Source organism: Streptomyces sp. NPDC102514, assembly GCF_055584525.1.
This window is the reverse complement of the sequence record NZ_JBVJLW010000004.1, coordinates 278,719-304,088: the sequence shown is the minus strand read 5'-3', so window position 1 is coordinate 304,088 and position 25,370 is coordinate 278,719. Positions and strand designations below refer to the sequence as shown.

The window sequence follows — 25,370 nt, the reverse complement described above, 5'->3', positions numbered from 1 at the left end:
AAACGAGGAGATGGTTCCGCATGGCCGCCGCCGCACTGACCGCGCACGAGCTCGTCGCCAAGCACCGGCCGACCCTCGACCAGGCGCTGGAGGCGATGCGCACACGCGCGTACTGGTCGCCGCACCCCGAACACCCCAAGGCGTACGGGGAGAACGGCAGCCTGGGAATGGCCGAGGGCAAGGCCGCCTTCGACGCCCTGCTGGGCGGCCGGCTCGACCTGGACCAGCCCGGCACCGACGACTGGGTGGGCAGCGAGGTCTCGCCGTACGGGGTCGAGCTGGGCGTCACGTACCCGCACGCGGACGTCGACACACTGCTGCCCGCCATGCGCGCCGGGCAGCGCGCGTGGCGCGACGCGGGCGCGGAGACCCGCGCGGTGGTGTGTCTGGAGATCCTCAAGCGGATCAGCGACCGCACGCACGAGTTCGCGCTCGCGGTCATGCACACCAGCGGCCAGGCTTTCATGATGGCGTTCCAGGCGGGCGGCCCGCACGCGCAGGACCGCGGCATGGAGGCGGTGGCGTACGCGTACGTGGAGCAGGTCCGCACGCCCGACACGGCGGAGTGGACGAAGCCCCAGGGCAAGCGCGACCCGCTCGCGCTGACCAAGCAGTTCACGCCGGTGCCGCGCGGGGTCGCGCTGCTGATCGGCTGCAACACCTTCCCCACGTGGAACGGCTATCCGGGCCTGTTCGCCTCCCTGGCCACGGGCAACGCGGTACTGGTGAAGCCCCACCCGCGCGCGGTCCTTCCGCTGGCGCTCACCGTCCAGGTGGCCCGCGAGGTGCTCGCCGGGGCGGGCTTCGACCCGAACCTGGTGGCGCTGGCCGCCGAGCGGCCCGGCGAGGGCATCGCCAAGACCCTGGCCACCCGCCCCGAGATCCGGATCATCGACTACACCGGCTCGACGGCGTTCGGGGACTGGCTGGAGACCAACGCCCGCCAGGCGCAGGTCTACACGGAGAAGGCCGGCGTCAACACGGTGATCGTGGAGTCGACCGACGACTACAAGGGAATGCTGTCGAACCTCGCCTTCTCCCTGTCCCTCTACAGCGGCCAGATGTGCACGACCCCGCAGAACTTCCTCGTCCCGCGCGCCGGCATCCGTACGGAGGAGGGCCCCAAGTCGTACGACGAGGTGGTCGCCGACCTCGCGAGGGCCGTCGACGGGCTCCTCGGGGACGACGCCCGGGCGAACGCCCTGCTGGGCGCGATCGTGAACCCGGACGTGAAGGCCCGCGTCGAAGCGGCGGCCGGCCTGGGCGAAGTCGCCCTCGCCTCACGGGAGATCACGAACCCGGACTTCCCCGACGCAGTGGTCCGCACACCGGTGATCGTGAAGCTCGACGGGGGCAAGCCGGACGACCAGGCCGCCTACATGAGCGAGTGCTTCGGTCCGGTCTCGTTCGCCGTCGCGGTCGACTCGGCGGCGGAAGCGGTGGAGCTGCTGCGCCGCACCGTCCGTGAGAAGGGCGCGATGACCGTCGGCGCGTACACGACCTCGGACGAGGTCGAGGAAGCCGTCCGGGAGGCGTGCCTGGACGAGGCGGCCCAGCTCTCCCTGAACCTGACGGGCGGGGTGTACGTCAACCAGACGGCCGCCTTCTCCGACTTCCACGGCTCGGGCGGCAACCCGGCGGCCAACGCCGCCCTGTGCGACGGAGCATTCGTCTCCAACCGCTTCCGAGTAGTGGAAATCCGAAGCGAACACCACACGAAGGCGTAGCCCCCGCAGAGCGCCCCCGTAAGGGGCGCGAGGAACTGCGCGCTCAACCACGACGAACCGTCAGCCAACCACGCGTTCAAGGGGCGCGAGGAACTGCGCGACCAGCCACAACGGCCCCGCAGCCGAACACGCCTTCAGGGGCGCGGGGAACTGCGCGCCAGCCACAGCGGACCCGCACCCACCCACGCGCCCCTACGACGCACTCCAGTGGAACAACGCCATGGCCACACTGGTGGCGAGGTTGTAACTCGACACCTGAGGCCGCATGGGCAAAGACACCAAGTGGTCGACACGCGCACGCAGTTCCCCCGACAACCCACTCCGCTCCGAGCCGAAGGCAAGAACCGCATCATCGGGAAGCTTCAGCTCCCGAACATCCGCCCCCTCCGGATCAAGCGCGAACACCGGCCCGGAGGGCAACTCGTCCACGGCCAGCCGCTCGACGGCCGTGGCGAAGTGCAACCCCGCCCCACCCCGTACGACCGTGGGATGCCACGGATCGAGCGTCCCGGTCGTGACGACCCCGGTCGCCCCGAACCCGGCCGCGAGCCGGATCACCGCCCCGGCGTTCCCGAGATTGCGCGGCTGGTCGAGAACGATCACCGGCGCGGTACGGGGCATACGGGCCAGCGCCCGCAGGTTGGCGTCACGTGAGGGCCGTACCGCCAGTGCGGCCACCCCCGTGGGGTGCGGACGCGGTACGAGCGCCCGGTAGACGGCCTCCGGGACCTCCGCCAGGAGGACGTCCAGCGTCTCCCGTACGTCCGGGGCCAGCTCGTCCGCGAGGGCGAGCGCGGCCGTCCGGTCCGTGGTGACGGCCACCGGGACCTCCGCGTCGAAGCGCAGCGCGTGCTTGAGGACGTGGAAGCCGTCGAGCAGCACAGCGGTGTCGGCGAGCCGGTGCCAGGCGCTCAGAGGCTCGCGGTCGCGGGGTTCCGTCATGCCGTGAAGCCTACGTGCGGGTGATCGGCCGCCTTCGGGGGACGCGGGTCCCCCTCACCCGGTTCGTCGCCCGCTTCCGCACCCGGCCCGCCCGACTCACCAGACTCCTCCCCGGAGTCCTCGCGCGGCCCCGGCAGCGCCCGCCCGAGGCGCCCGAACCGGGAGCTGCCGGAGACCCTGGAGACCCTGGAGACCCTGGAGACCAGCCACTCACGCGCGCGGGCGGCCCAGCCGCCGAGGCGGCGCAGGAAGGACGTCGGCAGGAAGACCGCGTCGGCGGCGATCATCGCGAGGGAGAAGAACGGCAGGCCCAGCACCACGGCGATCACGGCGTGCTCGGTCATCATGACCGCCAGCAGGACGTTCTTCACCCGCCGGTTGAACAGCGTGAAGGGGAAGGCGACCTGCGCGACCACCGTCCCGTACGTCACCAGCATCACCATGGTGCCGCTCGCGGACAGGACGTCGGACAGGACGGGCCAGGGGGAGAAGTAGTCCAGGTGCAGCGGGTAGTACACGGCCGTGCCGTCCTGCCAGCGCGAGCCCTGGATCTTGTACCAGCCGGCGGTCGCGTAGATCAGACACGCCTCGGCCATGATCACGAAGAGGGCCGCGTTGTGGACGAGGTTGGCGACGACGTCGAGGAGGATCCGCGGCTGGTCGCTCCGGGCGGCGTACCGGCCTGCCAGCCACCACAGGGCCTGGAGCGCCCACAGTCCCCAGTAGATCGTCCGCCAGCCGCCCAGCACTCCGCCGTCGATCTTCCCCGCGAGCGTGACGGCCGCCAGGGCGAGACCGAACACGGCCCACAGAACGACCCCGACCCGGTCAGGCCGACGACCGCCCCGGCCCGCCTCGGGATGCCCCTCGTACTCCTCGTACCCCTCGCGCCCTTCATGACCGCCACGCGCGCGTGCCGCCGCCGCCCGGCGTTCGCGCCGCGCGTCCAGCGACCACACCTGGCCGCAGCGGGTGAACACGAGGTAGATCGCCATCAGGTGGATGACGTTGTCGCCGCCGTCCCCCATGAAGATGCTGCGGTTCTGGAGGGAGAGCACCCCGAGCAGGAAGAGCACGGACATGGTGCGGGTGCGCCAGCCGAGCATGAACAGGGCCGCGGAGAGCACGGCGAACCCGAAGACGATCTCGAACCAGACCTGGCTGTCGGCCCACATCAGGACGGTGAAGGCGTGGTTGCTCGCGATGAGCTGCTGGGCCAGGTCCCAGCTCCAGGGTCCGTCGGGCCCGTACATCTCCTGCCGGTGCGGGAACTCCCGCAGCAGGAAGAGCAGCCAGGTCCCGGCGAAACCTATGCGGATCACCGCGGTCTGGTACGGCCCCAGAGCCTGGCCGGTGAGGCGCGAGACGGCGTGCCCCAGCTTCCGGTCGAGCCGGTGCTTGCGGTCGAAACGGCTGATCCGTCCGGCCAGCCGCTCCCGGCCGGGACTGCGTGCCGGCCGGGGCTGCTCCGGGGCGCCCACCGGGCCGCCGGGCCGATCGCTCACGGCGGTGCCGTCGTGCTCCCTCGCCGGACCGCTGTCCTGATCGCTCACCGGGGTGCTCTCGTGCTCGCTCATCGGGCGCTCGCCGCCGTTTCCGTGGAGTCCACGGGCCTGGTCCCGGCCGCCCGGTCGGTGTCCGACACCGGCCACCAGGGCAGCTGGCGCAGGACGGGCTTGTCGGACACCTGCTCCTGGCTCCACTCCGGCGGCGGCACATTGGTCGTACGGGAACGGACCTGGACCTGCTGGACGACGGCTCCCCGGCCGCCCGCCCCCTCACGGTCGAGGCGCAGAACCGCGATGCGGCGCAGATAGCGCTCGGAGAGATCGCCGCGCAGACCGTTCGGTCGGTTCGCGTTGTCGTGCGTGGCCGCGAAGAAGTCCCAGGCCCGGCGCAGTTCGTTCTGCTCGGTGTGGCTGGGCAGCAGATTGCCGTCGATGGCCTTGCCGTCCAGTGCGGAGAGGTCGTACCAGCGGGTCGTCCTGATGCCGCCGTCCATGCTCTTCACCTCGGCCCGGACCTGGACCGCGATGTTCTGCTGCAGCGGGTTGGGCGCGAAGAGCTTCCAGTTCTGCTCGAACTCCGGGTAGATCCACTCGTCGATCGCCTGCCCGTGCTGCTTGGTGACCGTGTTCGACGGCGCGACATGCAGGAAGACCATGCCGAGGTGCACACAGGCGACCAGCGCGACGAGCGCGAACGCGAGGGCCACGGCGATCTGAAAGGGGAGGGAGAGTGCGGCGATGCCCACAGGGGCAGGGCCTTCAGGGGGAGGACCGGCGGAGGAAGGGCCGACGGGGGGAGGGGAGCCGGCCTGAAGCGGATCTGCGAGGGGCGGATCTGCGGGGGGCGGACCTGCGGGGAGTGGGTCTGCGGCCGGAACGGGAGTGGCCGAGGGAGCCTCCGGGGGCTCGCCCGCCACGGGACGGGCGTCCGCGCCCTCGTCGTACGCATCCATTGCGCCCCGTTTCCCCATGTCTGCCCGATTGCCGCCGCCCGTGCCGCGACGGCGACGGCCGCACCGGAACGGTACTCAGCCCCACCCGCCCGGCACAGCCCAGGGGGCACAGCGGAGCGGTGGACACCTTACGGCCCGCCGTCGTTCCCTTTTTGTAGAACCTGTTCTATCTTGACGCTCCGCCGGACCGACGTGTCAGACCGACCGGGAGGACGGGACCGTGGACTTCACCTTCACCGAGGAACAGCAGGCGGCCGTGGAGGCGGCGAAGGCGGTCTTCGCAGGGGTAGCGCCGGACGGCGTACCGAGTCCCGCGCTCACCGCGGGCGCCGTCGCGGACGACTTCGACCGTGCGCTGTGGTCCCGGCTCGCCGACGCGGACCTGCTGAGCCTGCTGCTCGACGCGCGCCACGGCGGCGCCGGTCTGGACGCCGTCGCCCTGTGCCTGGTGCTGCGGGAATCGGCGAAGGTACTCGCCAGGGTGCCGCTGCTGGAGAGCACGGCCGCCGCCGTGGCCGTACAGACCTACGGCGGCGAGGAGTTGAAGACCGACCTGCTCTCACGGGCCGGCCGGGGCGAGCTGGTCCTGACGGTCGCCGCGAACGGACGCACCGGACACGACGGCGCCGAACTCGCCGTCACCGCACGGCAGGAGGACGGCGCGTGGGTGCTGGACGGGCTGCAGACGGCCGTTCCCTGGGCGCGGAACGCCGACTTCGTCCTCGTACCCGCGCTGAGCACCGGCACGGGCCGCTCCGTACTCGCCCTCGTGCCCCGTGACCAGCAGGGCGCGACGCTCGCCGGGCAGATCTCGACGACGGGCGAACTGCTCGGTGAACTCCACCTGGATTCCGTACGGATCCCCGCCCGTGACGTCATCGACGCCGACGGCGCGTGGGAGTGGCTGCGGAACCTGCTCGCCACCGGAACGTGCGCCCTGGCCCTCGGGCTGGGCGAGCGGGTCCTGGACATGACGAGCGAATACACCGGCAAGCGGGAGCAGTTCGGCTTCCCGGTCGCCACGTTCCAGGCCGTAGCCGTACAGGCCGCCGACCGCTACATCGATCTGCGCGCGATGGAGGCGACCCTCTGGCAGGCCGCGTGGCGGATCAGCACGGGGGCGGGCGGAGCGCTGCCCGCGTCCGGTGACGTGGCCGTCGCCAAGGTCTGGGCCTCCGAAGGCGTACGCCGGGTCGTGCAGACCGCGCAGCATCTGCACGGGGGCTTCGGCGCGGACACCGACTACTCGCTGCACCGGTACCACGCCTGGGCCAAGCACCTGGAGCTGTCGCTCGGCCCGGCGGCGGCACACGAGGAGGCGCTGGGCGACCTGCTGGCGGCCCACCCCCTGGGCTAAGGGGGGCGGGCCCCGGCCGAGGGCCGCCCCGCTACAGCACGAACCCCGGCTGCCCCTCCGTGTTCACCACGGGGCGGCCCTTGGCCGCCCAGACCTGCATACCGCCGGCGACGTTCACCGCGTCGACGCCCTGCTGGTTCAGATACATGGCGACCTGCGCCGACCGGCCGCCGGAGCGGCAGATCACGTTGACCCTGCCGTCCTGCGGGGCCGCCTCGGTCAACTCGCCGTAGCGGGCCACGAATTCGCTGATGGGGATGTGCAGGGCCCCTTCGGCGTGACCCGCCTGCCACTCGTCGTCCTCCCGGACGTCCAGCAGGAAGTCTCCGTCCGCGAGATCCCCGACCTCGACCGTGGGCACACCAGCTCCGAAACTCATGCCCCCGACGCTACCAAGGGGCGCACCCGCACCTTTCAGGGGCGCGGGGAACTGCGCGATCAGCCCCCACCGGCCCGCGGACGGCAGAGCACCCGTCACCGCGCGAACCGAGTGATCAAGCACCGCTGCCGAGCAGGCCCGCCAGCTCCGCTTCCCGCTCGCTCACCTGCGTGAGCAGCTGCTCGGCGATCTCCTCCAGCAGCCGGTCGGGGTCGTCAGGCGCGATCTTGAGCATGCCGCCGATCGCGCTCTCCTCCAGGTCGCGGGCCACGAGCGCGAGCAGTTCCTTGCGCTGGGCGAGCCATTCGAGGCGGGCGTACAGCTCCTCGCTGCGGCTCGGCCGCCACTCCTCCGCGACCGGTCCCGCGGCCCACTCCTCGGACAGCTCCCGGAGCAGGACCTCGTCCCCGCGGCCGTAGGCGGCGTTGACGCGGGAGATGAACTCGTCGCGCCGCGCGCGCTCCGTGTCGTCCTGCGCCAGGTCGGGGTGGGCCTTGCGGACGAGTTCCCGGTAGAGCTTGCGGGCCTCGTCGCTCGGCCGCACCCGCTGCGGCGGACGCACCGGCTGATCGGTCAGCATTGCCGAGGCCTCCGGGGACAGGCCGTCCGAGTCGAGCCAGTCGTGGAACAGCTCCTCTATGCCCGGCATCGGCATGACCCTGGCCCGGGCCTCCTTCGCCTTGCGCACGTCCTCCGGGTCACCGGTGCTCGCGGCCCGCGCCTCGGCGATCTGCGCTTCAAGCTCGTCGAGCCGCGAGTACATCGGGCCGAGCCGCTGGTGGTGCAGCCGGGAGAAGTTCTCCACCTCGACCCGGAACGTCTCCACCGCGATCTCGAACTCGATCAACGCCTGCTCGGCCGCACGTACGGCCCGCTCAAGCCGCTCCTCGGGCCGCTCGCCCTCGTCACTCACGGCACCAGCCACGGGCTCGCCGTCCCCGACGGCACCCGCCGACGCACCGGCGCCCGAGCCCGCATCCGCGCCCGAGCCCGCGTCCGCGGCGACACCGGCCTCATCGACCGACGCGTCACCGGCCTCGGTACGGACCCCGGCACCGGCCTCGGCACCGGCATCCGCGGACGACTCGTCACCGGCCGCGACAGCCGACTCGGTGCCTGCGCCGACACCCGCGTCGGCACCTCCGCCGACAGGCGACTCGGCACCCGTACCAGCGGGGGCCGCCTCGGCATCGGCCTCACCGGCCGCACCGGCACGCGATTCACCGGCGACCGGCTCCGCGGAGGGCTCGGACGGCGGCTCGGACGGGGACTGCTCAGCTTCCGGGGTCGTCACCCGCCCAGCCTAGGCCACAGCTCCATCCGCCACCCGAACCTGCCCCGGCCGAAGCAGGGACGGCCCGCGCGAGAGCGGCCCGCGCCTGCTCAGACCCCCAGCTCCCCCGCGATCCGCCCCGAGCGCACGGCCGACACCAGCTCCGCGTGGTCGGCCTCGGTCCGGTCCGCGTACGCCACCGAGAAGGCGGCTATCGCCTCGTCCAGTTCCTCGTTCTTGCCGCAGTAGCCCGAGACCAGCCGCGGATCGGCGCTGTGCGCGTGGGCCCGCGCCAGCAGCGCCCCCGTCATCCGCGCGTAGTCGTCTATCTGGTCCGCGGCCAGCGCCGCGGGGTCCACGCTGCCCTTGCGGTTGCGGAACTGCCGTACCTGGAAGGGGCGTCCGTCGACCGTGGTCCAGCCCAGCAGGTTGTCGCTGACGACCTGCATGCGCTTCTGGCCGTGGACGACCCGGCGGCCCTCGTGCTCGGCCTCCGGCAGTGGGAGACCCGCCGTCTTCAGGTGCGGTACCAGGACGGACGCGCGGGCCTCCTTCACCTGGAGGACGAGCGGCTCGTCACGGTGGTCCAGCAGCAGCACCACGTACGAACGGGTGCCCACGCTGCCGGTGCCGACCACCCGGAAGGCGACATCGTGCACCGCGTACTGGGCGAGGAGCGGGAGCCGGTCCGGGGAGAGCGTGCCCAGGTACTCCTCCAGCGCCAGCGCCACCGCGGAGGCCTCGCCGTCCGGGACCCGGCGCAGCACCGGCGGGGCGTCGACGAAGTGGCGCCCGCCGCCCTCGACCTCTTCCGTCGACTTCGCCGCGAACCGTCCGCTGGTGTTGGACCGCGCCTTCTCCGAGACCCGCTCCAGGGTGCCGAGCAGATCGTGCGCGTCCGCGTGGGAGACCAACTCCTCGTCCGCGATGGCGTTCCACGCGTCCAGGGCCGGGAGCTTGGCGAGCAGTCGCATCGTGCGCCGGTAGGAACCGGCCGTGAAGTGCGCGGCCTTGCGGCAGGTGTCCTCGTCCGCTCCCGCCTCGCGCGCGGCGAGCACCAGCGAGGTCGCCAGTCGCTTGAGGTCCCACTCCCACGGCCCCCGCACCGTCTCGTCGAAGTCGTTCAGGTCGATGACGAGGCCGCCGCGCGCGTCCCCGTACAGGCCGAAGTTGCCCGCGTGCGCGTCGCCGCAGATCTGGGCGCCGATGCCCGTCACGGGCGTACGCGCCAGGTCGTACGCCATGAGGCCGGCCGAACCGCGCAGGAAGGCGAAGGGGGTGGCCGCCATCCTGCCCACCCGAATCGGTGTGAGCTCGGCTATCCGGCCCCGGCCGGACTCCTCCACGGCCGTCACCGCGTCCGGGCGGTCGCCGTTCGTTTCGAGCGACGCGTGCGCGCCGCGCGGGACGCGTGCCCGGAGGGCCTTGCCCTCTTTCTTGGCCGAGTCCTCCGCCGGCCACCGCGCGAACCCGCGCACCACCGGAATCCTCGCCGTCCCGGTCACTCCGGTCACTCCGGTCACTCCGGCCGCTCCGGCCACCGCTCCACCGGTCTCACTCACTCGAACCGCCTCCCCCGCACCCGAACATCAACTCGGGACGACCGTACCGCCGGGCGCCGATTCGCGTGAGCCCCTGTGGACAACTCCGCGACTGTGGACAACACCCCAGCTCAATGGGGAGGACGAGGTTCGGAACGCTCCGCTACTTCCGGAACTGCTCCGCGCAACCGCCGTCCTCCAGCAGGTACTTCTCCGCCCACATGCCCAGTTCCCTGAGCGCGGGCTCCAGCGCGGAACCGGCCTCCGTCAGCCGGTAGGAGACGCGCAGCGGCGGCCCCTCGTCGACCTCTCGCACCACGACTCCGAGGCCCGCCAGCTCGGTGAGGCGGTCGGAGAGCATGCGCTCGCTGATGCCGGGGATGGCCCGGCGCAGGTCGGCGAAGTGCACGGGGGCAGGCATGAGCACGGCCACGATCGGGCCCGTCCAGCGCTTTCCGATCACCTGGAAGACACGGGTGATGCCGTCGTCGACCCGTCTGCACGACGCAGCGTCGTGGTTTTCCTGGACCGCCATGCCTTCAGGGTACTTGCCGCCCCGTATGGGGATGAAAAAAAGTAAGCTCCTGTGTTATTCATAGTTACGAACGAAAAAGCACAGCCGTGGGCGGGCCCTGACCCGGCTCGCCCACGACAACAGCGCCCTCTTCGGCGCGCGCACCCCTTTCACACCCCTTTCGAACCCCTGCGAACACCCGCAGTCCGAGCCTCCGAACACCTCAGATGGAGAACCCCATGGCCACCCTGCTGCACGTGGACTCGTCCGTCCTTCCCGGTTCCGCCTCGGCGTCCCGCTCCGTCACGGACGCCTTCCGCAAGGCCTGGGAGGAGCAGCACCCGGAGGGCACCGTGATCTACCGCGACCTCTCCGCGCACCCGGTCCCGCACATCACCGCCGACGCCCACAGCGCCGTCTTCGCCGACCCGTCGGAGCACACCCCGGAGCAGGCCGCGGCCTTCGCCGCGCGCCTGGAGTTCATCGAGGAACTGGAGCAGGCGGACGCCGTCCTGATCGGCGCGCCCATGTACAACTTCTCGATCCCGTCGACCCTGAAGGCCTGGCTGGACAACGTGATCGTCGTCGGCCGCACCGCGGGCGACACCCAGTCCGCCAAGGGCACCCCGGTCACCATCGTGGCCAGCCGCGGCGGCGCCTACGGTCCCGGCACGCCCCGCGAGGGCTACGAGTACGTACAGAACTACCTGGGGGCCGTCCTCAAGGACATGCTTGGCCTGGACGTCGAGTTCATCGTCCCGGAGCTCACGATGGCCCCGCACATGCCGGCGCTGGCCGACCTGGTCCCGCTCTTCGAGGCGTCCCGCGACAAGGCGCTTGAGGACGCGGCCGCGAAGGGCCGGACCCTCGCCGAGCAGCTGGCCCCGAAGGCCGCCTGACGCCTGGCACCTGCCGGCACCAGCGCCCGGCCGCATGGACGCGCGCCCCGCCCCGCCACCGCGGGCGGGGCGCTTGTCACGCCCCCGCGAGCCTGTTGATCTCCTCGGTCTCCAGCACCCGGACCCCGGACTCGCCGCGAGCCACGGCGACCATCGCCAGACCCACCTGCTCCGTAGTGGTGATCCAGCGGGGCGCGAGCTTCCGCAGGAGGGGCAGCAGACGCCCGGTCGCCGCGTAGACGACCCGGTAGACCCGCGTCTTGGACGTGATCCCGTGCAGCGGCTGGATGAGCCCCGGCCGGAACATGTACGCGTCCACGCCGTCCAGCGCCAGCAGCGCGTTCTCCGTCTCCCCCTTGACCCGCGCCCACATCACCCGCCCGCGCGCTGAGCTGTCGGTCCCCTGCCCCGACACGTAACAGAAGGTCAGCCCCGGACTCGACGCGGCCAGTGTGCGCGCCACGGAGAGCGTGAGGTCGTACGTGACCTCGCGGTACGCGGCCTCCTTCATGCCCGCCGAGGAGACGCCGAGGCAGAAGAAGCAGGCGTCGTACCCGGAGAGTTCGCCCTCCAGGCCGTCGAGGTCGGTGAGGTCGGCCCGGACGATCTCGCGCAGTTTCGGATGCGTGACTCCCACCGTCGTACGGCCGATCACGAGCACGCTCTCGACCGCCGCGTCCCGGAGACACTCCCGCAGAACCCCGCGCCCGACCATCCCGGTCGCCCCGAAGAGGATCACTTTCACAGAGCCCCACTCCCACCACGTAGTCCGGACAGGCACCCTAGGCCGTGTCCGCCACGTCCCGCCCTCGGCCTCCGGACGGGAGGTGGCCCCAACCCCGCGACGCCTGGCACGCTCTCCCAGCCTCCGGCAGGGGCCCCAGAGCACAGACCAGACGCCGCTGGTCCTGTCCTCCGGGCAGACGACGGAACTTCGCGGACACGCCCTAGGCCCTTTTGACCGTGAGATACGTCACCGTCGAGCCTCCGCGCGGGGACCGTGAATCGGTCGGAGCGCGCGTCGGCTGTGCGGCAACTGCGGGCGCGCGGTGGCCGATCGCGCCGTTCCTCGCGCCCCTCAAGGACGCGGGGACCCTGTGTTGCCCCTTTCCGTCCAGCGCCGGCAGACCCATCGGGCGAGCGCCCCCACCAGGAGGGAGACGACGATCGCCCCCCAGTCGATGACGTGCGGAAGCCCGGGAAAGAAGGCGAAGAAGGCGAAGGTCGCCACGAGGCCCGCCAAGAACGCGGCAATCTCGACCGAACGCCGTCGCGACTTCCCCGACCGCCCCCGCCCACGCTCTCGCCCGCACTCTCGCTGTTGATCGATCAAGAACAGCTCACTTCGTAATGTGCCGTCACCGACTCACTCGCCGCACCCCGGTGACGTAAAGGTGCGCACACGCCTTTCCATAACGAGGCAGCGTCCGGGGAGAGTTGTTCCGCAACGGATCGATCTTGCACTCGGGGGCGTCCGCCCTCGGGACGTCCAGCCGATCTTGCCGGTGCTGCATCGCCATGACCCCGACGCCGTCCTCAAAGGTCCGGACCGGTGTAGACCCGACTGCGCCGGCCTCCGGCGTCGAGGGACTCGTCAGTACGAGGGCGCAGACGCCAGCGGCAAGCAGCAGCGGCCAGGTAATGCCTGGATCGATAAAGCGCGGCCATGAACAATCCCCTCCGGCGGTGAATCTCTTCCGACCGGAATGAACTCCGTCCCGTCGATCATGTTTCTGGATGATGGGACGCTTCACCGACTTGAGTGATCAAGTGGTATTCCGCTGACAAGCTGAGTCGCTTCTCCGACCACCAGCCCATCGAACCGCCCTCCGGTCACCCCGGACGCCCCCCCAGCTCCCGGCCCGGCCAACGCACCCACATCGACCACTCCAGAGACCCCAGGCACCCCACAGAACACAGAAAGCCCCAGCCGTGAGATACCTCACCGCCAGGGCCGTGCCATGTCACCGGTAGGAGTGGAGTCCGGCTGCGGGACGATGCGACAGCGGGACGGCGGGGTAACGAGAAACGGGCCCCCGTCAGAACTTTCGTTCTGACGGAGACCCGTCTCTGCTGGTGCGCGAGGGGGGAGTTGAACCCCCACGCCCTTTCGGGCACTGGAACCTGAATCCAGCGCGTCTGCCTATTCCGCCACCCGCGCATTGGGTGTGTCATCCGTCTCTCACCAGGTGGGTGAGCGCCTTCCGACATCGAGAAGATTAGCACGCTGGAGGGGGTGGATTCACATCCGTTTCCGAGGGCGGCGGGAGCCCGCCAGGAGGTCCGCGGCCCGGCGGCCGGCCTCCGCGTCACCACGCCGTCACCAGCAGGACCGACTCCCGTGGCGCCCCGGATCCCACCGGCCCCGGCTGCCACGTACCAAGCGGAACCGGTTCACGTATCAACCTCGTACCGGTCCCGGCCATCTCCCCGTCAGGGGGCCGGGGTCCACTGCCGCGTGCGGGACACTGTGGTGAAGCCGCCTCTACGATCCTTCCCATACGGAGTGCCTCGGGGGAGTTCGAAGAGGGACTTCGGCGGGAACAGCGGGAGGGGACTTCAGTGGGCGTCGACATCCGTCGACCGGGCCGACAGGGGGAACCAGCCGATTTCCCGGCGCGTGGATACGATCAGTAAGCAGTACCAGGGCGACGACACAGGAGGAGGTGCCCCATGGGAGTCCTGAAGAAGTTCGAGCAACGCCTCGAAGGTCTGGTCAACGGCACCTTCGCCAAGGTGTTCAAGTCCGAGGTCCAGCCGGTGGAGATCGCTGGAGCGCTCCAGCGCGAGTGCGACAACAACGCCACCATCTGGAACCGGGACCGCACCGTGGTCCCCAACGACTTCATCGTGGAGCTGAGCACGCCGGACTTCGAGCGTCTCAGCCCCTACTCGGGCCAGCTCGGCGACGAGCTGGCCGGCATGGTGCGCGACTACGCCAAGCAGCAGCGCTACACGTTCATGGGCACCATCAAGGTCCACCTGGAGAAGGCGGACGACCTCGACACGGGCCTGTACCGGGTCCGCAGTCGTACGCTCGCCTCCTCCGCCAACCAGCAGGGCGCTCCCGAGCGCGCCCCCGCGGGCCCGCCCCCGGCGGCAGCCCGGGGCCAAGCGGGCGGCCAGCCCGGTGGCTACGGCTATCCGCCCGCGGCCGCTCCGCCCATGCCTGCCGCACCGCCGCCCGGCGGACGTCCTGGCGCCGCACCCGCGGGCCAGCGGCCCGCCGCGGCCCCGCAGCCGGGTGGACGTACGCGGCACTGGATCGAGGTCAACGGCACCCGCCATCAGATCTCCCGCCCGACGCTCGTGCTGGGCCGCAGCACCGAAGCCGACGTGCGGATCGACGACCCCGGCGTCTCACGCCGGCACTGTGAGATCCGGACCGGAACGCCCTCGACCGTCCAGGATCTTGGGTCCACCAACGGCATCGTGGTGGACGGGCAGCACACCACCCGCGCTACGCTCCGCGACGGCTCGCGGATCGTCGTGGGCAGCACCACCATCATTTACCGGCAAGCCGAAGGGTGAAGCGGGGGCAATGTCAGAGCTGACCCTCACGGTCATGCGGCTGGGTTTCCTGGCCGTACTGTGGCTGTTCGTGATCGTGGCCGTGCAGGTCATCCGCAGCGACCTGTTCGGAACGCGTGTCACACAGCGCGGGTCGCGACGGGAAGCCCAGAGGCCGCAGCAGGCCGCTGCGCGCCAGAGCGCACCGCCACCGCAACGACAGCAGGCGGCGCCCAGTGGCGGCGGCCGTCAGCGCCGTGGCGCTCCCACCAAGCTGGTCGTCTCGGAGGGCATCCTCACGGGCACGACCGTTGCCCTTCAGGGACAGACCATCACGCTGGGGCGCGCACACGACAGCACCATCGTGCTGGACGACGACTACGCATCCAGCAGGCATGCCAGGATCTACCCGGACCGTGACGGCCAGTGGATCGTCGAGGATCTCGGGTCCACCAACGGCACGTATCTCGACCGGACCCGACTGACGACCCCCACGCCGGTTCCGCTGGGCGCGCCGATCCGCATCGGCAAGACCGTCATCGAGCTGCGGAAGTAGTACGACAATGAGCGAGCGGAGCGAGCGAGCAGCGGCGGTCCCCACGACGGACCCCGGCGCGCTCCCGACCGGAGGGTGGGCACCGTGCGGATGTACCCGGAGCCGACGGGCGAGGTGCGCATGAGTCTGTCACTGCGCTTCGCCGCCGGATCGCACAAAGGCATGATCCGAGAGGGCAACGAGGACTCCGGTTACGCCGGACCGCGGCTGCTCGCGATCGCGGACGGGATGGGCGGCCAGGCCGCCGGGGAGGTCGCCTCGTCCGAGGTGATCTCCACGATCGTCGCGCTCGACGACGACGTGCCCGGCTCCGACATCCTCACCTCGCTCGGCACGGCCGTGCAGCGCGCCAACGACCAGCTCAGGATGATGGTCGAGGAGGACCCCCAGCTCGAAGGCATGGGGACGACCCTCACCGCCCTCCTGTGGACCGGTCAGCGCCTCGGTCTCGTGCACGTGGGCGACTCGCGTGCGTACCTGCTGCGGGACGGCGTGCTCACGCAGATCACGCAGGACCACACGTGGGTGCAGCGCCTCGTCGACGAGGGGCGCATCACGGAGGAAGAGGCCACCACCCACCCGCAGAGGTCGCTCCTCATGCGCGCGCTGGGCAGCGGCGACCACGTCGAGCCCGATCTCTCCATCCGTGAGGTCCGCGCCGGCGACCGGTACCTGATCTGCTCCGACGGGCTCTCGGGCGTCGTCTCCCATCAGACGATGGAGGACACCCTCGCCAGCTACCAGGGCCCCCAGGAGACCGTTCAGCAGCTGATCGAGCTCGCGCTGCGCGGCGGCGGCCCCGACAACATCACCGTCATCGTGGCCGACGTCCTCGACATCGACGGCGGGGACACCCTCGCGGGGCAGCTCTCCGACACCCCGGTCGTCGTGGGCGCGGTCGCCGAGAACCAGCACCAGCTGCACGACAACGGCGCCATGCAGACGCCCGCCGGCCGTGCCTCCAACCTCGGCCGTCAGGTCCCGGGACAGGGCGGCGGCGGCGAGTTCGGCCCGCCCGGCAGCGGCGACGCCACCGGTTACGTACCCACCGGAGGGTTCGGCGACTACTCCGACGAGGACTTCGTCAAGCCGCGCTCCGGCCGGAAGTGGCTGAAGAGATCCTTCTACATCGTGCTCGCGCTCGGCGTCATCGGCGGCGGGCTGTACGGCGGCTACCGCTGGACCCAGACGCAGTACTACGTGGGCGCCAAGGACGAGCACGTCGCCCTGTACCGCGGCATCAGCCAGGACCTCGCCTGGGTCTCGCTCTCGAAGGTGGAGAAGGACCACCCCGAGATCGAACTCAAGTACCTGCCGCCCTACCAGCAGAAGCAGGTCGAGGCGACGATCACCGAGGGCGGTCTGAACGACGCCCGCTCGAAGATCGACGAGCTGCAGACGCAGGCGTCCGCGTGCAAGAAGGACGCCGACCGACGCGAGGCCGAGAGCAAGCAGAACGCGAAGACCGGCGAGGGAGAGGCCGGCGGGGTCACGGGAACCACTCGGACCTCCGCCGCGTCCAAGGCCACACCGACGCCGACCCCCACGGGAGACAAGTCGCCGTCACCCGACCCGTCCAAGTCCACGACCGCACCCACTCCGACACCCGGCCCCAGCCTCTCCGACGAAGAGCAGAAGCTGGTCTCGCTGTGCGGTAAGCAGTAAGCAGCCGTGAGGGGCCCTGTCACACGATGAGCAGTACTTCCAACACGTCGACGCACCACACGTCCACGATCGGCTCGATCGGCACACCGAGCCGGCGCAACACCGAGCTCGCGCTGCTCGTGTTCGCCGTGGTCATCCCGGTGTTCGCCTACGCCAACGTCGGGCTGGCCATCAATGACTCGGTGCCGCCGGGCCTGCTGAGCTACGGGCTCGGCCTCGGCCTGCTCGCGGCCGTCGGCCATGTCGTCGTACGAAAGTTCGCGCCGTACGCGGACCCGCTGCTGCTGCCGCTGGCGACGCTGCTGAACGGCATCGGTCTGGTCGTCATCTGGCGCCTGGACCAGTCCAAGCGGCTGCAGGCGAGCAGTACGTTCGTCGAGGCCGCCCCCCGCCAGCTGCTGTACTCCGCGCTGGGCGTGGCCCTCTTCGTGGTCGTACTGGTGTTCCTCAAGGACCACCGCGTCCTGCAGCGCTACACGTACATCTCCATGGTCGGCGCGCTGATCCTGCTGCTCCTGCCGCTGGTCCCGGGCCTCGGCCTGAACGTCTTCGGCGCCAGGATCTGGATCTCGATCGCCGGATTCACCATCCAGCCCGGTGAGTTCGCGAAGATCGTCCTCGCGATCTTCTTCGCCGGCTATCTCATGGTGAAGCGCGACGCGCTCGCCCTGGCCAGCCGCCGCTTCATGGGCATCTACCTGCCGCGCGGACGCGACCTGGGCCCGATCATCGTCGTCTGGATCATCTCCATCCTGATCCTGGTCTTCGAGACCGACCTCGGTACCTCGCTGCTCTTCTTCGGCATGTTCGTGATCATGCTGTACGTCGCCACCGAGCGGACCAGCTGGATCGTCTTCGGCATGCTGATGTCCGCGGCGGGCGCCGTCGGCGTGGCCTCCTTCGAGTCGCACGTCCAGCAGCGCGTCCAGGCCTGGCTCGACCCGATGCGCGAGTACGAGCTCAGCCAGCAGGGCGTCTTCGGCCACACCGAGCAGTCCATGCAGGCGCTGTGGGCCTTCGGGTCCGGCGGCACCCTCGGCACCGGGCTCGGCCAGGGCAACTCCGACCTCATCGGCTTCGCCGCCAACTCCGACTTCATCCTCGCCACCTTCGGCGAGGAGCTGGGCCTGGCCGGCGTGATGGCGATCCTGCTGATGTACGGCCTGATCGTGGAGCGCGGCGTACGCACCGCCCTCGCCGCCCGCGACCCCTTCGGCAAGCTGCTCGCCATCGGCCTCTCGGGCGCCTTCGCCCTCCAGGTGTTCGTGGTCGCCGGCGGCGTCATGGGCCTGATCCCGCTCACCGGTATGACGATGCCGTTCCTGGCGTACGGAGGTTCGTCCGTCATCGCCAACTGGGCACTCATCGGCATCCTGATCCGCATCAGCGACACCGCCCGCCGGCCCGCGCCGGCCCCCGCACCCAACCCCGACGCCGAGATGACCCAGGTGGTCCGACCGTGAACAAGCCCCTGCGCCGGATCGCGATCTTCTGCGGGCTCCTCGTCCTCGCCCTGCTCGTCCGCGACAACTGGATCCAGTACGTCCAGGCCGACTCGCTGAAGGACGACACGAAGAACCGCCGCGTCGCCATCGCGCGCTACGCGACACCGCGCGGCAACATCATCGTCGACGGCAACCCGATCACCGGGTCCGCCAAGACGAACGGCGACGACTTCAACGACTTCGAGTACAAGCGCACCTACAAGGACGGCGCGATGTGGGCCCCCGTCACGGGCTACGCCTCGCAGGCCTTCGGCGCCACGCAGCTGGAGAGCATCGAGGACGGCATCCTCACCGGCAACGACGACCGGCTCTTCTTCCGCCGCACGCTCGACATGATCACCGGCAAGAAGCAGGAGGGCGGCAACGTCATCACGACGCTGAACGCCGCCGCGCAGAAGGCCGCGTACAAGGGTCTGCTGAAGCAGGGCAAGGGCGCCGTCGCCGCGATCGACCCGGAGACCGGCGCGATCCTGGCGCTGGCCTCCACCCCCTCGTACGACCCCTCGACGTTCGCCGGGAACTCCACCAAGGTCGACGGCAGCGCCTGGACCAAGCTCCAAAAGAAGAACAACAAGGACGACCCGATGCAGAACCGGGCGCTGCGCGAGATCTACCCGCCCGGGTCGACCTTCAAGGTCGTCACGGCCGCGGCGGCGCTGGAGCACGGCGTCGTCGACAGTGCCGATGAGAAAACCGACTCCCCTCTTCCGTACACCCTGCCGGACACCACCACCGAGCTGAAGAACGAGGGGAACATCCCCTGCAAGAACGCGACGCTGCGCGAGGCGCTGCGCGTGTCCTGCAACACCGTCTTCGGCAAGCTCGGCGTCGACGTCGGCAAGGAGGACATGTTGGAGACGGCCAAGAAGTTCGGCTTCAACGAGGAGCAGTTCGTACCGATCCGCTCCAGCGCCTCCAACTTCCCCGAGAAGATGGACCGGCCGCAGACCGCGCTCAGCTCGATCGGTCAGTTCGAGACCGCGACGACTCCGCTGCAGATGGCGATGGTCGCCTCGGCCGTGGCCAACGACGGCACGCTCATGAAGCCCTACATGGTCGACAAGCTCCAGGCGCCGAGCCTCGACGTCATCGAGCAGACCGACCCCGAGAAGATGAGCGAGCCGCTCTCCGAGAAGAACGCCCAGATCCTTCAGTCGATCATGGAGACGGTCGTCAAGGAGGGCACCGGCACCAAGGGCGACATCAACGAGGCCGGTGTCACCGTCGGCGGCAAGACCGGTACCGCCCAGCGCGGTGTCGACAACAGCGAGAACCCGTACGCCTGGTTCATCTCGTACGCGAAGCTCGACGACGGCAGCTCTCCGGTCGCCGTCGCCGTGGTGGTCGAGGACGAGAGCGCCAACCGTGACGACATCTCCGGCGGTGGTCTCGCCGCTCCGATCGCGAGGGACGTGATGAAGGCAGTCATCGACAGCAAGAAGTGACCCCGCTCACGTCCCCTTCACATCGGTGCACGTTGCGATACCGGTCCTGTATCGGGTGACGGTTGTGGCCAGGTCAGTCAAGGCGGTCCGGGTACGGTATGCCCGGACAGCACACCGCCGGACCACACGTGGTGTGGTCGGGACCGTCGGAAAAGGCTGGTAGGTAGCTATGGAAGAGCCGCGTCGCCTCGGCGGCCGGTACGAGCTGGGCCACGTGCTCGGCCGTGGTGGCATGGCGGAGGTACACCTCGCCCATGACACCCGGCTCGGCCGCACGGTAGCGGTGAAGACGCTGCGAGCGGACCTCGCGCGCGACCCGTCGTTCCAGGCCCGGTTCCGCCGGGAGGCCCAGTCGGCCGCCTCGCTCAACCATCCCGCGATCGTCGCCGTGTACGACACGGGTGAGGACTACATCGAGGGCATCTCCATCCCGTACATCGTGATGGAGTACGTCGACGGGTCCACGCTGCGCGAACTGCTGCACTCCGGGCGCAAGCTGCTGCCCGAGCGCACCCTGGAAATGACCATCGGCATCCTCCAGGCCCTTGAGTACTCGCACCGCGCCGGCATCGTCCACCGCGACATCAAGCCCGCGAACGTCATGCTGACGCGCAACGGCCAGGTCAAGGTCATGGACTTCGGCATCGCCCGCGCGATGGGCGACTCCGGCATGACGATGACGCAGACCGCGGCGGTCATAGGGACCGCGCAGTACCTCTCTCCGGAGCAGGCGAAGGGCGAGCCGGTCGACGCCCGCTCCGACCTGTACTCCGCGGGCTGTCTGCTGTACGAGCTCCTGACCGTGCGCCCGCCGTTCATCGGGGACTCCCCGGTGGCCGTCGCGTACCAGCACGTGCGCGAGGAACCGCAGGCACCGAGCGTCTTCGACCCCGAGATCACGCCCGAGATGGACGCGATCGTCCTGAAGGCGCTGACCAAGGACCCGGACTACCGGTACCAGTCCGCCGACGAGATGCGCATGGACATCGAGGCCTGCCTCGACGGCCAGCCGGTCGCGGCCACCGCCGCCATGGGCTCGGTCGGCTACGGCGGCTACCCGGACGACCAGCCGACCACCGCCCTGCGCTCCTCGGACGGCCAGCACACCACGATGCTGCCTCCGCAGAACCCGGACGACGGGGCCTTCGGCTACGACGACCGGGCCGGCCGGCGCCGCCAGCAGAAGAAGAGCAACACCTCGACGATCCTGCTGGTCGTCGCCGGTGTGCTCGTGCTGATCGGCGCGATCCTCATCGGCAAGTGGGCGTTCAGCGGGAACGGCGGCGGGGACAGCCTGGTCGACACCCCCAACTTCGTGAACCGGACGGTGGCGGACGCCAAACAGACGGCGGCCAACGTCGATCTCAAACTCACGATCAACGAGAAGCCGTGCGAGAACACGCCCAAGAACTCCGTCTGCGACCAGAGCCCGGCCGCGAAGACCGAGGTCAAGAAGGGCGACACGATCACACTGACGGTGTCGACGGGGGCGCCGAAGGTGGCGGTTCCCAACGTCATCGACGACTCGGTGGACGCCGCGACCAAGAAGCTTGAGAGCGAAAAGTACGAGTTCGAGGTCAAGACGGAGAGCAAGGAGTCCAGCGAGGACCCCGGCACCGTCCTCGACCAGGACCCGTCCTCGGGCGAAGAGGTGGAGAAGGGCTCCACGATCACGCTCACCGTCGCCAAGGAGAAGGAACAGTCCACCGTTCCCGACGTCGGCGGCCAGAGCTGTGACCAGGCCAAGGCCCAGATGGATCAGAACGATCTGACGGGTACCTGCACCGAGGTGGAGACCGACGACGACAACCTGGTCGGCAAGGTCGTCGCGACCTCCCCGCAGGCGGGCTCGCCGGCCGACCCCGGGTCGACGGTCACCATCCAGATCGGCAAGAAGAAGCAGGAAGAAGAGCCGCAGAAGTTCGCCATGCCGAAGGTGACCCAGATGACGCTCGCGCAGGCCAAGCAGGTCATCGGGCAGAGTCAGCTCCAGGTCGGCAACATCCAGGGCTCGCAGGACGACAACGCCATCGTCCTCGCCAGCGACCCGGGACAGGGCAACGAGGTGAAGGCCGGTGACAGGGTCAACCTCGTCACGGTCGACGCCGGCGGGAACAACGGCGGCGGCAACGGCGGCGGCTTCCTGGGAGGCGGCTCGGGCTGACGCCCGGCCGTCACCCGGCTGCCGCTGAACGGCGGTTGTCGCACGGCGGTTGCTGCACGGCACACGAAGAGGCCCCGGCCCCCTGAGAGGGGGGCCGGGGCCTCTTCGTCGTACGGGCTCTTCGTCGTACGGGGCTCTACGGGAGCCGTCAGCGCAGTTCCGCCGGGGGCGTCCGTTCGTCGTCGACCTTCTCCACGCGGTCCAGCTCGCCCCAGACCACGTACCGGTAGCGGGACGTGTAGACCGGCGTGCAGGTCGTCAGCGTGATGTAGCGGCCCGCCTTCGCCTTCCCCGACTCCTTGGGGACGGACCCGAGGACGTTGACGTTGTACTTCGACGTCTCCGGAAGGGTCGCGTAGACCTTGTAGACGTACCAGTCGTCCTTGGTCTCGAAGACGATCGCGTCGCCCTTCTTGAGTTTGTCGATGTTGTGGAACTTCGCGCCGTGCCCGTCACGGTGGGCGGCCAGGGAGAAGTTGCCCTTCTTGTCCTGCGGGAGCGCGGACTTGACGGGGTTCGTGTAGTAGCCGGCGATGCCGTTGTTGAGCAGCTTCGTGGAAGTGCCCTTCTTGACCAGCACCTCGCCGTTCTTCATCGCCGGGACGTGCAGGAAGCCGATGCCGTCCTTGGTGTCCAGGCCGACCGGACCGCGGTCCTCGGCCCAGTGGTCGCGCACCTTGTCGCCCTGCTTGTGGGCCTCGCGGTCCGCGATCACGTTCGTCCACCACAGGGAGTAGACGACGAACAGGCCGAGGACCAGGCCTGCCGTGATGAGGAGTTCGCCCAGGACGCTGACGGCCGTCGCGATCGGGCCGCCGCCGCGCCGCGGCGGCGCGGGCGGGGACGCCGGCGCGTCCGTGTGCTCTTCGTGGTCGGTCGTCGCTGCCACTGCGTTTTCCCCGTCTGGTGTCTCAGAAAGCTGTTCAGAAAGGTCTTCAGGAAGGTCTTCAGGCGGCTGTTGAAAGCTGTGCAATAAGTACTGCTGTGCAAGACGTGCTCAGGAGAGTGCGGTGAGCTGCCCGCGCGGTCAGCCGACGAGTTCGTCCGGTTTGCCCTTGTCGCGCGCTCGTTCCTCGACCATCGTGCCCCAGACGATCATCCGGTACTTACTGGTGAATTCCGGCGTGCAGGTGGTGAGAGTGATGTACCGGCCCGCCGACTTGAAGGTCGATCCCTTGGGAATCGCGTCCAGGACGGACGTGTTGCTCGGCGACGTCACCGGCAGGATGGAGGCCATCTTGTAGACGAAGTACTTGTTCTGCGTCTCCACGACGATCGCGTCGCCCGGCTTGAGACGGTTGATGTAGCGGAACGGTTCGCCGTGGGTGTTGCGGTGGCCCGCGAGCCCGAAGTTGCCCTTCTTGGCGTCCGGCATCGCGGTCTTCACGCCGTCCTCGGCGTAGTGGCCCACCATGCCGCGGTCCAGGACCCGCTTCTTGTCGATGCCCTCGGCGATCGGTACGACGACGTCGAGCTTCGGGATGTGCAGCAGGGCGAACCCCTGCCCCGGCTCGAACGTGCCCGGAGCTCCCTTGCCGCTCGCCCAGTCGTCCTGGAGGCTGCTCGCCTCGCTGTCGGCCTGTGCGTGGGCCCGTATGTTCGTCCAGTACAGCTGGTAGGTCACGAACAGCAGCATCAGCACACCGGCGGTGATGAACACCTCGCCGATCGCGCGGCTCGCCACCACGGCCGCCCCGGGCTTGCGCGCCTTCGCCGCGCGCCTGGCCGCCGCACGCGAGACGGGCGCGTCGGCCGCGTCCGCCCCCGCCTGCTCCTCGTGCACCCCGTCGGTCTCGGTCCCGCCGTGCCGTCCATGGCGCCTGGAGGCCTTGCGCCGGGCCGCACGGCCTCCCGGGGTACCCACGGGACCCGGAGTCGCTGCGGGGCCCTCAGAGGGCGCTGAGCGCGTCCGACGGCCGGCTATGGACCCGATGTCGGCGATGCGCAGCGCGACCGTCTCCTCGGCGGCCGGCGAAGCCTCGTACGACGGCGTGTACGGCTGAGCCTCCGGAAGCGGCTGCGAGACGGGCGCGGCGGGCGCGACCGGGGCGGCCGGCGCGTACGCGTCGCCGTACTGCGGCCGCGCCTCCTGATACCCGGGGTACGCCGTCTGCGCCTGCCCGTACGTCTGCTGCGAACCGGTGTACGCCGACTGCGGACCCGCGTGACCGGGCCCCTGGGCGTAAGGCTGCTGAGGCTGCGGCTGCGGCTGCGCGTAGGGCTGCTGGGTGTGGGCCTGGGGCGTCGCGTACGGCTGTTGCGACGCGGCCGGGGAGGTCGGCGCGGTCGGTGCCGCGTAGCCGTGCGCGGGCTCCGCCTGCCCACGGCCCGTCGGCTCCGCGTATGTCGAGGCGTTCTGCGCGCTCTGGGCGTTCTGCCCGACGCTCCAGTCCGGTGCGTACGTCTGCGGGTCGTACCACCCCTGCTCCGGCGCCGCCGGCTGCCGTCGGCCCGGCAGGGGATCGCTGAGGGGGTCCGCCAGCCCGTCCACGGCGGCCCTCATCGCGCCGCCGGCACCCGGCGCCTCGAATGCCGCAGCGCCCCCGTACCCGGCGTCCTCGCCGTACGGGGCGGCACTGTCGCGCTCGGGGCGCAGCGCGGTCACGCCGTGACCCTGCCCACCACCGGGGCGAGCCCCACCGACCTGGCCACGGCTCCTTGGTCGCCGCACTCGGCGAGCCAGTTGGCCAGCATGCGGTGACCGTGTTCGGTCAGCACGGACTCGGGGTGGAACTGCACTCCCTCGACCGGGAGTTCGCGATGTCTGAGACCCATGATGATCCCGTCGTGGGTACGGGCCGTGACCTCCAGGTCGGCCGGCACGGTCCCCGGCTCGGCGGCCAGCGAGTGGTAGCGCGTGGCGGTGAAGGGCGACGGCAGCCCGGCGAACACGCCCCGGCCCTCGTGCTCGACGAGCGAGGTCTTGCCGTGCAGCAGCTCGGGCGCGCGGTCCACCACCCCGCCGTACGCCACCTGCATCGACTGCATCCCGAGGCAGACCCCGAAGACGGGGACCCCGGTCGCGGCGCAGTGCCGCACCATGTCGACGCAGACCCCGGCCTCCTCGGGAGTGCCCGGTCCGGGCGACAGCAGCACGCCGTCGAACCCGTCCTGCGCGTGCGCCATCGCCACTTCGTCGTTGCGCAGCACCTCGCACTCGGCGCCGAGCTGGTAGAGGTACTGGACCAGGTTGTAGACGAAGCTGTCGTAGTTGTCGACGACGAGGATCCGCGCGGTCACTGGTTGTCCACCGTCACATCGTTGAAGGGGAGCAGCGGTTCGGCCCACGGGAAGACGTACTGGAAGAGCACGTAGACCACCGCGAGGGCCAGCACGATCGAGAGCAGTGCCTTGATCCACGTGTTCCCCGGCAGAAGCCGCCAGATAAAGCCGTACATGCCGTCCCTTCCGTCGCACCACGGCACCAGACTC

The 25,370-nt window shown here is 70.1% G+C and carries 22 protein-coding genes and 1 tRNA gene; 10 read left to right on the top strand and 13 right to left on the bottom strand.

Annotated features, from left to right (window positions below; genetic code table 11):
• The first annotated feature begins 20 nt into the window (after positions 1–20).
• A complete protein-coding gene (gene paaN, locus ACZ60E_RS12740) occupies positions 21–1,727 on the top strand; it encodes a phenylacetic acid degradation protein PaaN (protein ID WP_469439972.1) in 1,707 nt (568 codons plus the stop codon).
• 192 nt (positions 1,728–1,919) lie between these two features.
• On the opposite strand, the gene ACZ60E_RS12735 is transcribed toward paaN, so the two are convergent.
• The 3 genes from ACZ60E_RS12735 to ACZ60E_RS12725 are packed head-to-tail and all read right to left on the bottom strand — an operon-like array spanning position 1,920 to position 5,094.
• On the bottom strand, positions 1,920–2,669 hold the full coding sequence (locus ACZ60E_RS12735) for a TrmH family RNA methyltransferase (RefSeq protein ID WP_469439970.1): 750 nt from the start codon (positions 2,667–2,669) through the stop codon (positions 1,920–1,922).
• Positions 2,666–4,246, bottom strand: coding sequence for an HTTM domain-containing protein (locus tag ACZ60E_RS12730; protein ID WP_469439968.1), 1,581 nt, complete (start codon positions 4,244–4,246; stop codon positions 2,666–2,668). The genes ACZ60E_RS12735 and ACZ60E_RS12730 overlap by 4 nt, the downstream gene beginning before the upstream one ends.
• Positions 4,243–5,094, bottom strand: coding sequence for a DUF5819 family protein (locus tag ACZ60E_RS12725; RefSeq protein ID WP_469440463.1), 852 nt, complete (start codon positions 5,092–5,094; stop codon positions 4,243–4,245). The genes ACZ60E_RS12730 and ACZ60E_RS12725 overlap by 4 nt, the downstream gene beginning before the upstream one ends.
• Here ACZ60E_RS12725 and ACZ60E_RS12720 point away from each other — a divergent pair.
• Complete coding sequence (locus ACZ60E_RS12720; protein WP_469440461.1) at positions 4,998–5,288, top strand: hypothetical protein; 291 nt, start codon at positions 4,998–5,000, stop codon at positions 5,286–5,288. The two genes, ACZ60E_RS12725 and ACZ60E_RS12720, sit on opposite strands and share 97 nt — an antisense overlap.
• Positions 5,289–5,350: 62 nt before the next feature.
• The gene (locus tag ACZ60E_RS12715) at positions 5,351–6,487 is read left to right on the top strand and encodes an acyl-CoA dehydrogenase family protein (RefSeq protein WP_469439966.1); all 1,137 of its coding nucleotides are present in this window, start codon (positions 5,351–5,353) and stop codon (positions 6,485–6,487) included.
• A gap of 31 nt (positions 6,488–6,518) precedes the next feature.
• On the opposite strand, the gene ACZ60E_RS12710 is transcribed toward ACZ60E_RS12715, so the two are convergent.
• From ACZ60E_RS12710 to ACZ60E_RS12695, 4 genes are all read right to left on the bottom strand, one after another.
• Positions 6,519–6,848, bottom strand: a complete 330-nt coding sequence (locus ACZ60E_RS12710) for a rhodanese-like domain-containing protein (RefSeq protein ID WP_107017886.1) — start codon at positions 6,846–6,848, stop codon at positions 6,519–6,521.
• Between the two features lie 133 nt (positions 6,849–6,981).
• Positions 6,982–7,791, bottom strand: a complete 810-nt coding sequence (locus ACZ60E_RS12705) for a J domain-containing protein (protein ID WP_469440458.1) — start codon at positions 7,789–7,791, stop codon at positions 6,982–6,984.
• A gap of 458 nt (positions 7,792–8,249) precedes the next feature.
• Positions 8,250–9,680, bottom strand: a complete 1,431-nt coding sequence (locus tag ACZ60E_RS12700; protein ID WP_469440456.1) for a DUF2252 domain-containing protein — start codon at positions 9,678–9,680, stop codon at positions 8,250–8,252.
• A gap of 163 nt (positions 9,681–9,843) precedes the next feature.
• Positions 9,844–10,215 (bottom strand): winged helix-turn-helix transcriptional regulator, encoded by a 372-nt coding sequence (locus ACZ60E_RS12695; RefSeq protein ID WP_248778333.1) that lies wholly within the window; start codon positions 10,213–10,215, stop codon positions 9,844–9,846.
• Between the two features lie 218 nt (positions 10,216–10,433).
• On the opposite strand from ACZ60E_RS12695, the gene ACZ60E_RS12690 reads away from it, so the two are divergent.
• Positions 10,434–11,093 (top strand): FMN-dependent NADH-azoreductase, encoded by a 660-nt coding sequence (locus ACZ60E_RS12690; protein ID WP_384803781.1) that lies wholly within the window; start codon positions 10,434–10,436, stop codon positions 11,091–11,093.
• A gap of 76 nt (positions 11,094–11,169) precedes the next feature.
• Here the strand turns inward: ACZ60E_RS12690 and ACZ60E_RS12685 are convergent, their stop codons facing one another.
• Together ACZ60E_RS12685 and ACZ60E_RS12680 are read right to left on the bottom strand one after the other, a co-directional pair.
• Entirely contained in the window at positions 11,170–11,838 is a 669-nt protein-coding gene (locus ACZ60E_RS12685) for an NAD-dependent epimerase/dehydratase family protein (RefSeq protein ID WP_469439963.1), read from the bottom strand.
• 1,329 nt (positions 11,839–13,167) lie between these two features.
• Positions 13,168–13,254: transfer RNA gene (locus ACZ60E_RS12680), tRNA-Leu, on the bottom strand.
• A 512-nt stretch (positions 13,255–13,766) separates the two neighbouring features.
• On the opposite strand from ACZ60E_RS12680, the gene ACZ60E_RS12675 reads away from it, so the two are divergent.
• From ACZ60E_RS12675 to pknB, 6 genes are all read left to right on the top strand, one after another.
• Positions 13,767–14,624: an FhaA domain-containing protein gene (locus tag ACZ60E_RS12675; protein WP_384803786.1), complete on the top strand. Its 858-nt coding sequence runs from the start codon at positions 13,767–13,769 to the stop codon at positions 14,622–14,624.
• Positions 14,625–14,634: 10 nt separating this feature from the next.
• Entirely contained in the window at positions 14,635–15,159 is a 525-nt protein-coding gene (locus ACZ60E_RS12670; protein WP_107017882.1) for an FHA domain-containing protein FhaB/FipA, read from the top strand.
• 90 nt (positions 15,160–15,249) lie between these two features.
• Positions 15,250–16,824 carry a Stp1/IreP family PP2C-type Ser/Thr phosphatase gene (locus ACZ60E_RS12665; RefSeq protein ID WP_385833795.1) on the top strand — a complete coding sequence of 525 codons (1,575 nt, stop codon included), beginning with the start codon at positions 15,250–15,252 and terminating at the stop codon, positions 16,822–16,824.
• Between the two features lie 26 nt (positions 16,825–16,850).
• Positions 16,851–18,287, top strand: a complete 1,437-nt coding sequence (locus tag ACZ60E_RS12660; RefSeq protein ID WP_384803790.1) for an FtsW/RodA/SpoVE family cell cycle protein — start codon at positions 16,851–16,853, stop codon at positions 18,285–18,287.
• Positions 18,284–19,774: a peptidoglycan D,D-transpeptidase FtsI family protein gene (locus ACZ60E_RS12655; protein WP_469439959.1), complete on the top strand. Its 1,491-nt coding sequence runs from the start codon at positions 18,284–18,286 to the stop codon at positions 19,772–19,774. Before ACZ60E_RS12660 ends, ACZ60E_RS12655 begins: the two co-directional genes overlap by 4 nt.
• Positions 19,775–19,943: 169 nt before the next feature.
• A complete protein-coding gene (pknB, locus tag ACZ60E_RS12650) occupies positions 19,944–21,938 on the top strand; it encodes a Stk1 family PASTA domain-containing Ser/Thr kinase (protein WP_469439957.1) in 1,995 nt (664 codons plus the stop codon).
• Between the two features lie 148 nt (positions 21,939–22,086).
• On the opposite strand, the gene ACZ60E_RS12645 is transcribed toward pknB, so the two are convergent.
• The 4 genes from ACZ60E_RS12645 to ACZ60E_RS12630 all read right to left on the bottom strand — a co-directional run bounded on the left by ACZ60E_RS12645 (position 22,087) and on the right by ACZ60E_RS12630 (position 25,336).
• A complete protein-coding gene (locus ACZ60E_RS12645; protein WP_385833753.1) occupies positions 22,087–22,827 on the bottom strand; it encodes a class E sortase in 741 nt (246 codons plus the stop codon).
• A 138-nt stretch (positions 22,828–22,965) separates the two neighbouring features.
• Complete coding sequence (locus tag ACZ60E_RS12640) at positions 22,966–24,543, bottom strand: class E sortase (protein ID WP_469439954.1); 1,578 nt, start codon at positions 24,541–24,543, stop codon at positions 22,966–22,968.
• Positions 24,540–25,178, bottom strand: coding sequence for an aminodeoxychorismate/anthranilate synthase component II (locus ACZ60E_RS12635; RefSeq protein WP_381832665.1), 639 nt, complete (start codon positions 25,176–25,178; stop codon positions 24,540–24,542). Before ACZ60E_RS12635 ends, ACZ60E_RS12640 begins: the two co-directional genes overlap by 4 nt.
• Positions 25,175–25,336 carry a hypothetical protein gene (locus ACZ60E_RS12630; RefSeq protein WP_107017874.1) on the bottom strand — a complete coding sequence of 54 codons (162 nt, stop codon included), beginning with the start codon at positions 25,334–25,336 and terminating at the stop codon, positions 25,175–25,177. Before ACZ60E_RS12630 ends, ACZ60E_RS12635 begins: the two co-directional genes overlap by 4 nt.
• Positions 25,337–25,370 lie beyond the last annotated feature (34 nt).

Coding starts and splice junctions, on each gene's coding strand:
- ACZ60E_RS12670 (WP_107017882.1), top strand. CDS start 14,635: ATGTCAGAGCTGACCCTCACGGTCATGCGGCTGGGTTTCCTGGCCGTA.
- ACZ60E_RS12665 (WP_385833795.1), top strand. CDS start 15,250: ATGTACCCGGAGCCGACGGGCGAGGTGCGCATGAGTCTGTCACTGCGC.
- pknB (WP_469439957.1), top strand. CDS start 19,944: ATGGAAGAGCCGCGTCGCCTCGGCGGCCGGTACGAGCTGGGCCACGTG.
- ACZ60E_RS12695 (WP_248778333.1), bottom strand. CDS start 10,215: ATGGCGGTCCAGGAAAACCACGACGCTGCGTCGTGCAGACGGGTCGAC.
- ACZ60E_RS12675 (WP_384803786.1), top strand. CDS start 13,767: ATGGGAGTCCTGAAGAAGTTCGAGCAACGCCTCGAAGGTCTGGTCAAC.
- ACZ60E_RS12730 (WP_469439968.1), bottom strand. CDS start 4,246: ATGAGCGAGCACGAGAGCACCCCGGTGAGCGATCAGGACAGCGGTCCG.
- paaN (WP_469439972.1), top strand. CDS start 21: ATGGCCGCCGCCGCACTGACCGCGCACGAGCTCGTCGCCAAGCACCGG.
- ACZ60E_RS12690 (WP_384803781.1), top strand. CDS start 10,434: ATGGCCACCCTGCTGCACGTGGACTCGTCCGTCCTTCCCGGTTCCGCC.
- ACZ60E_RS12735 (WP_469439970.1), bottom strand. CDS start 2,669: ATGACGGAACCCCGCGACCGCGAGCCTCTGAGCGCCTGGCACCGGCTC.
- ACZ60E_RS12630 (WP_107017874.1), bottom strand. CDS start 25,336: ATGTACGGCTTTATCTGGCGGCTTCTGCCGGGGAACACGTGGATCAAG.
- ACZ60E_RS12660 (WP_384803790.1), top strand. CDS start 16,851: ATGAGCAGTACTTCCAACACGTCGACGCACCACACGTCCACGATCGGC.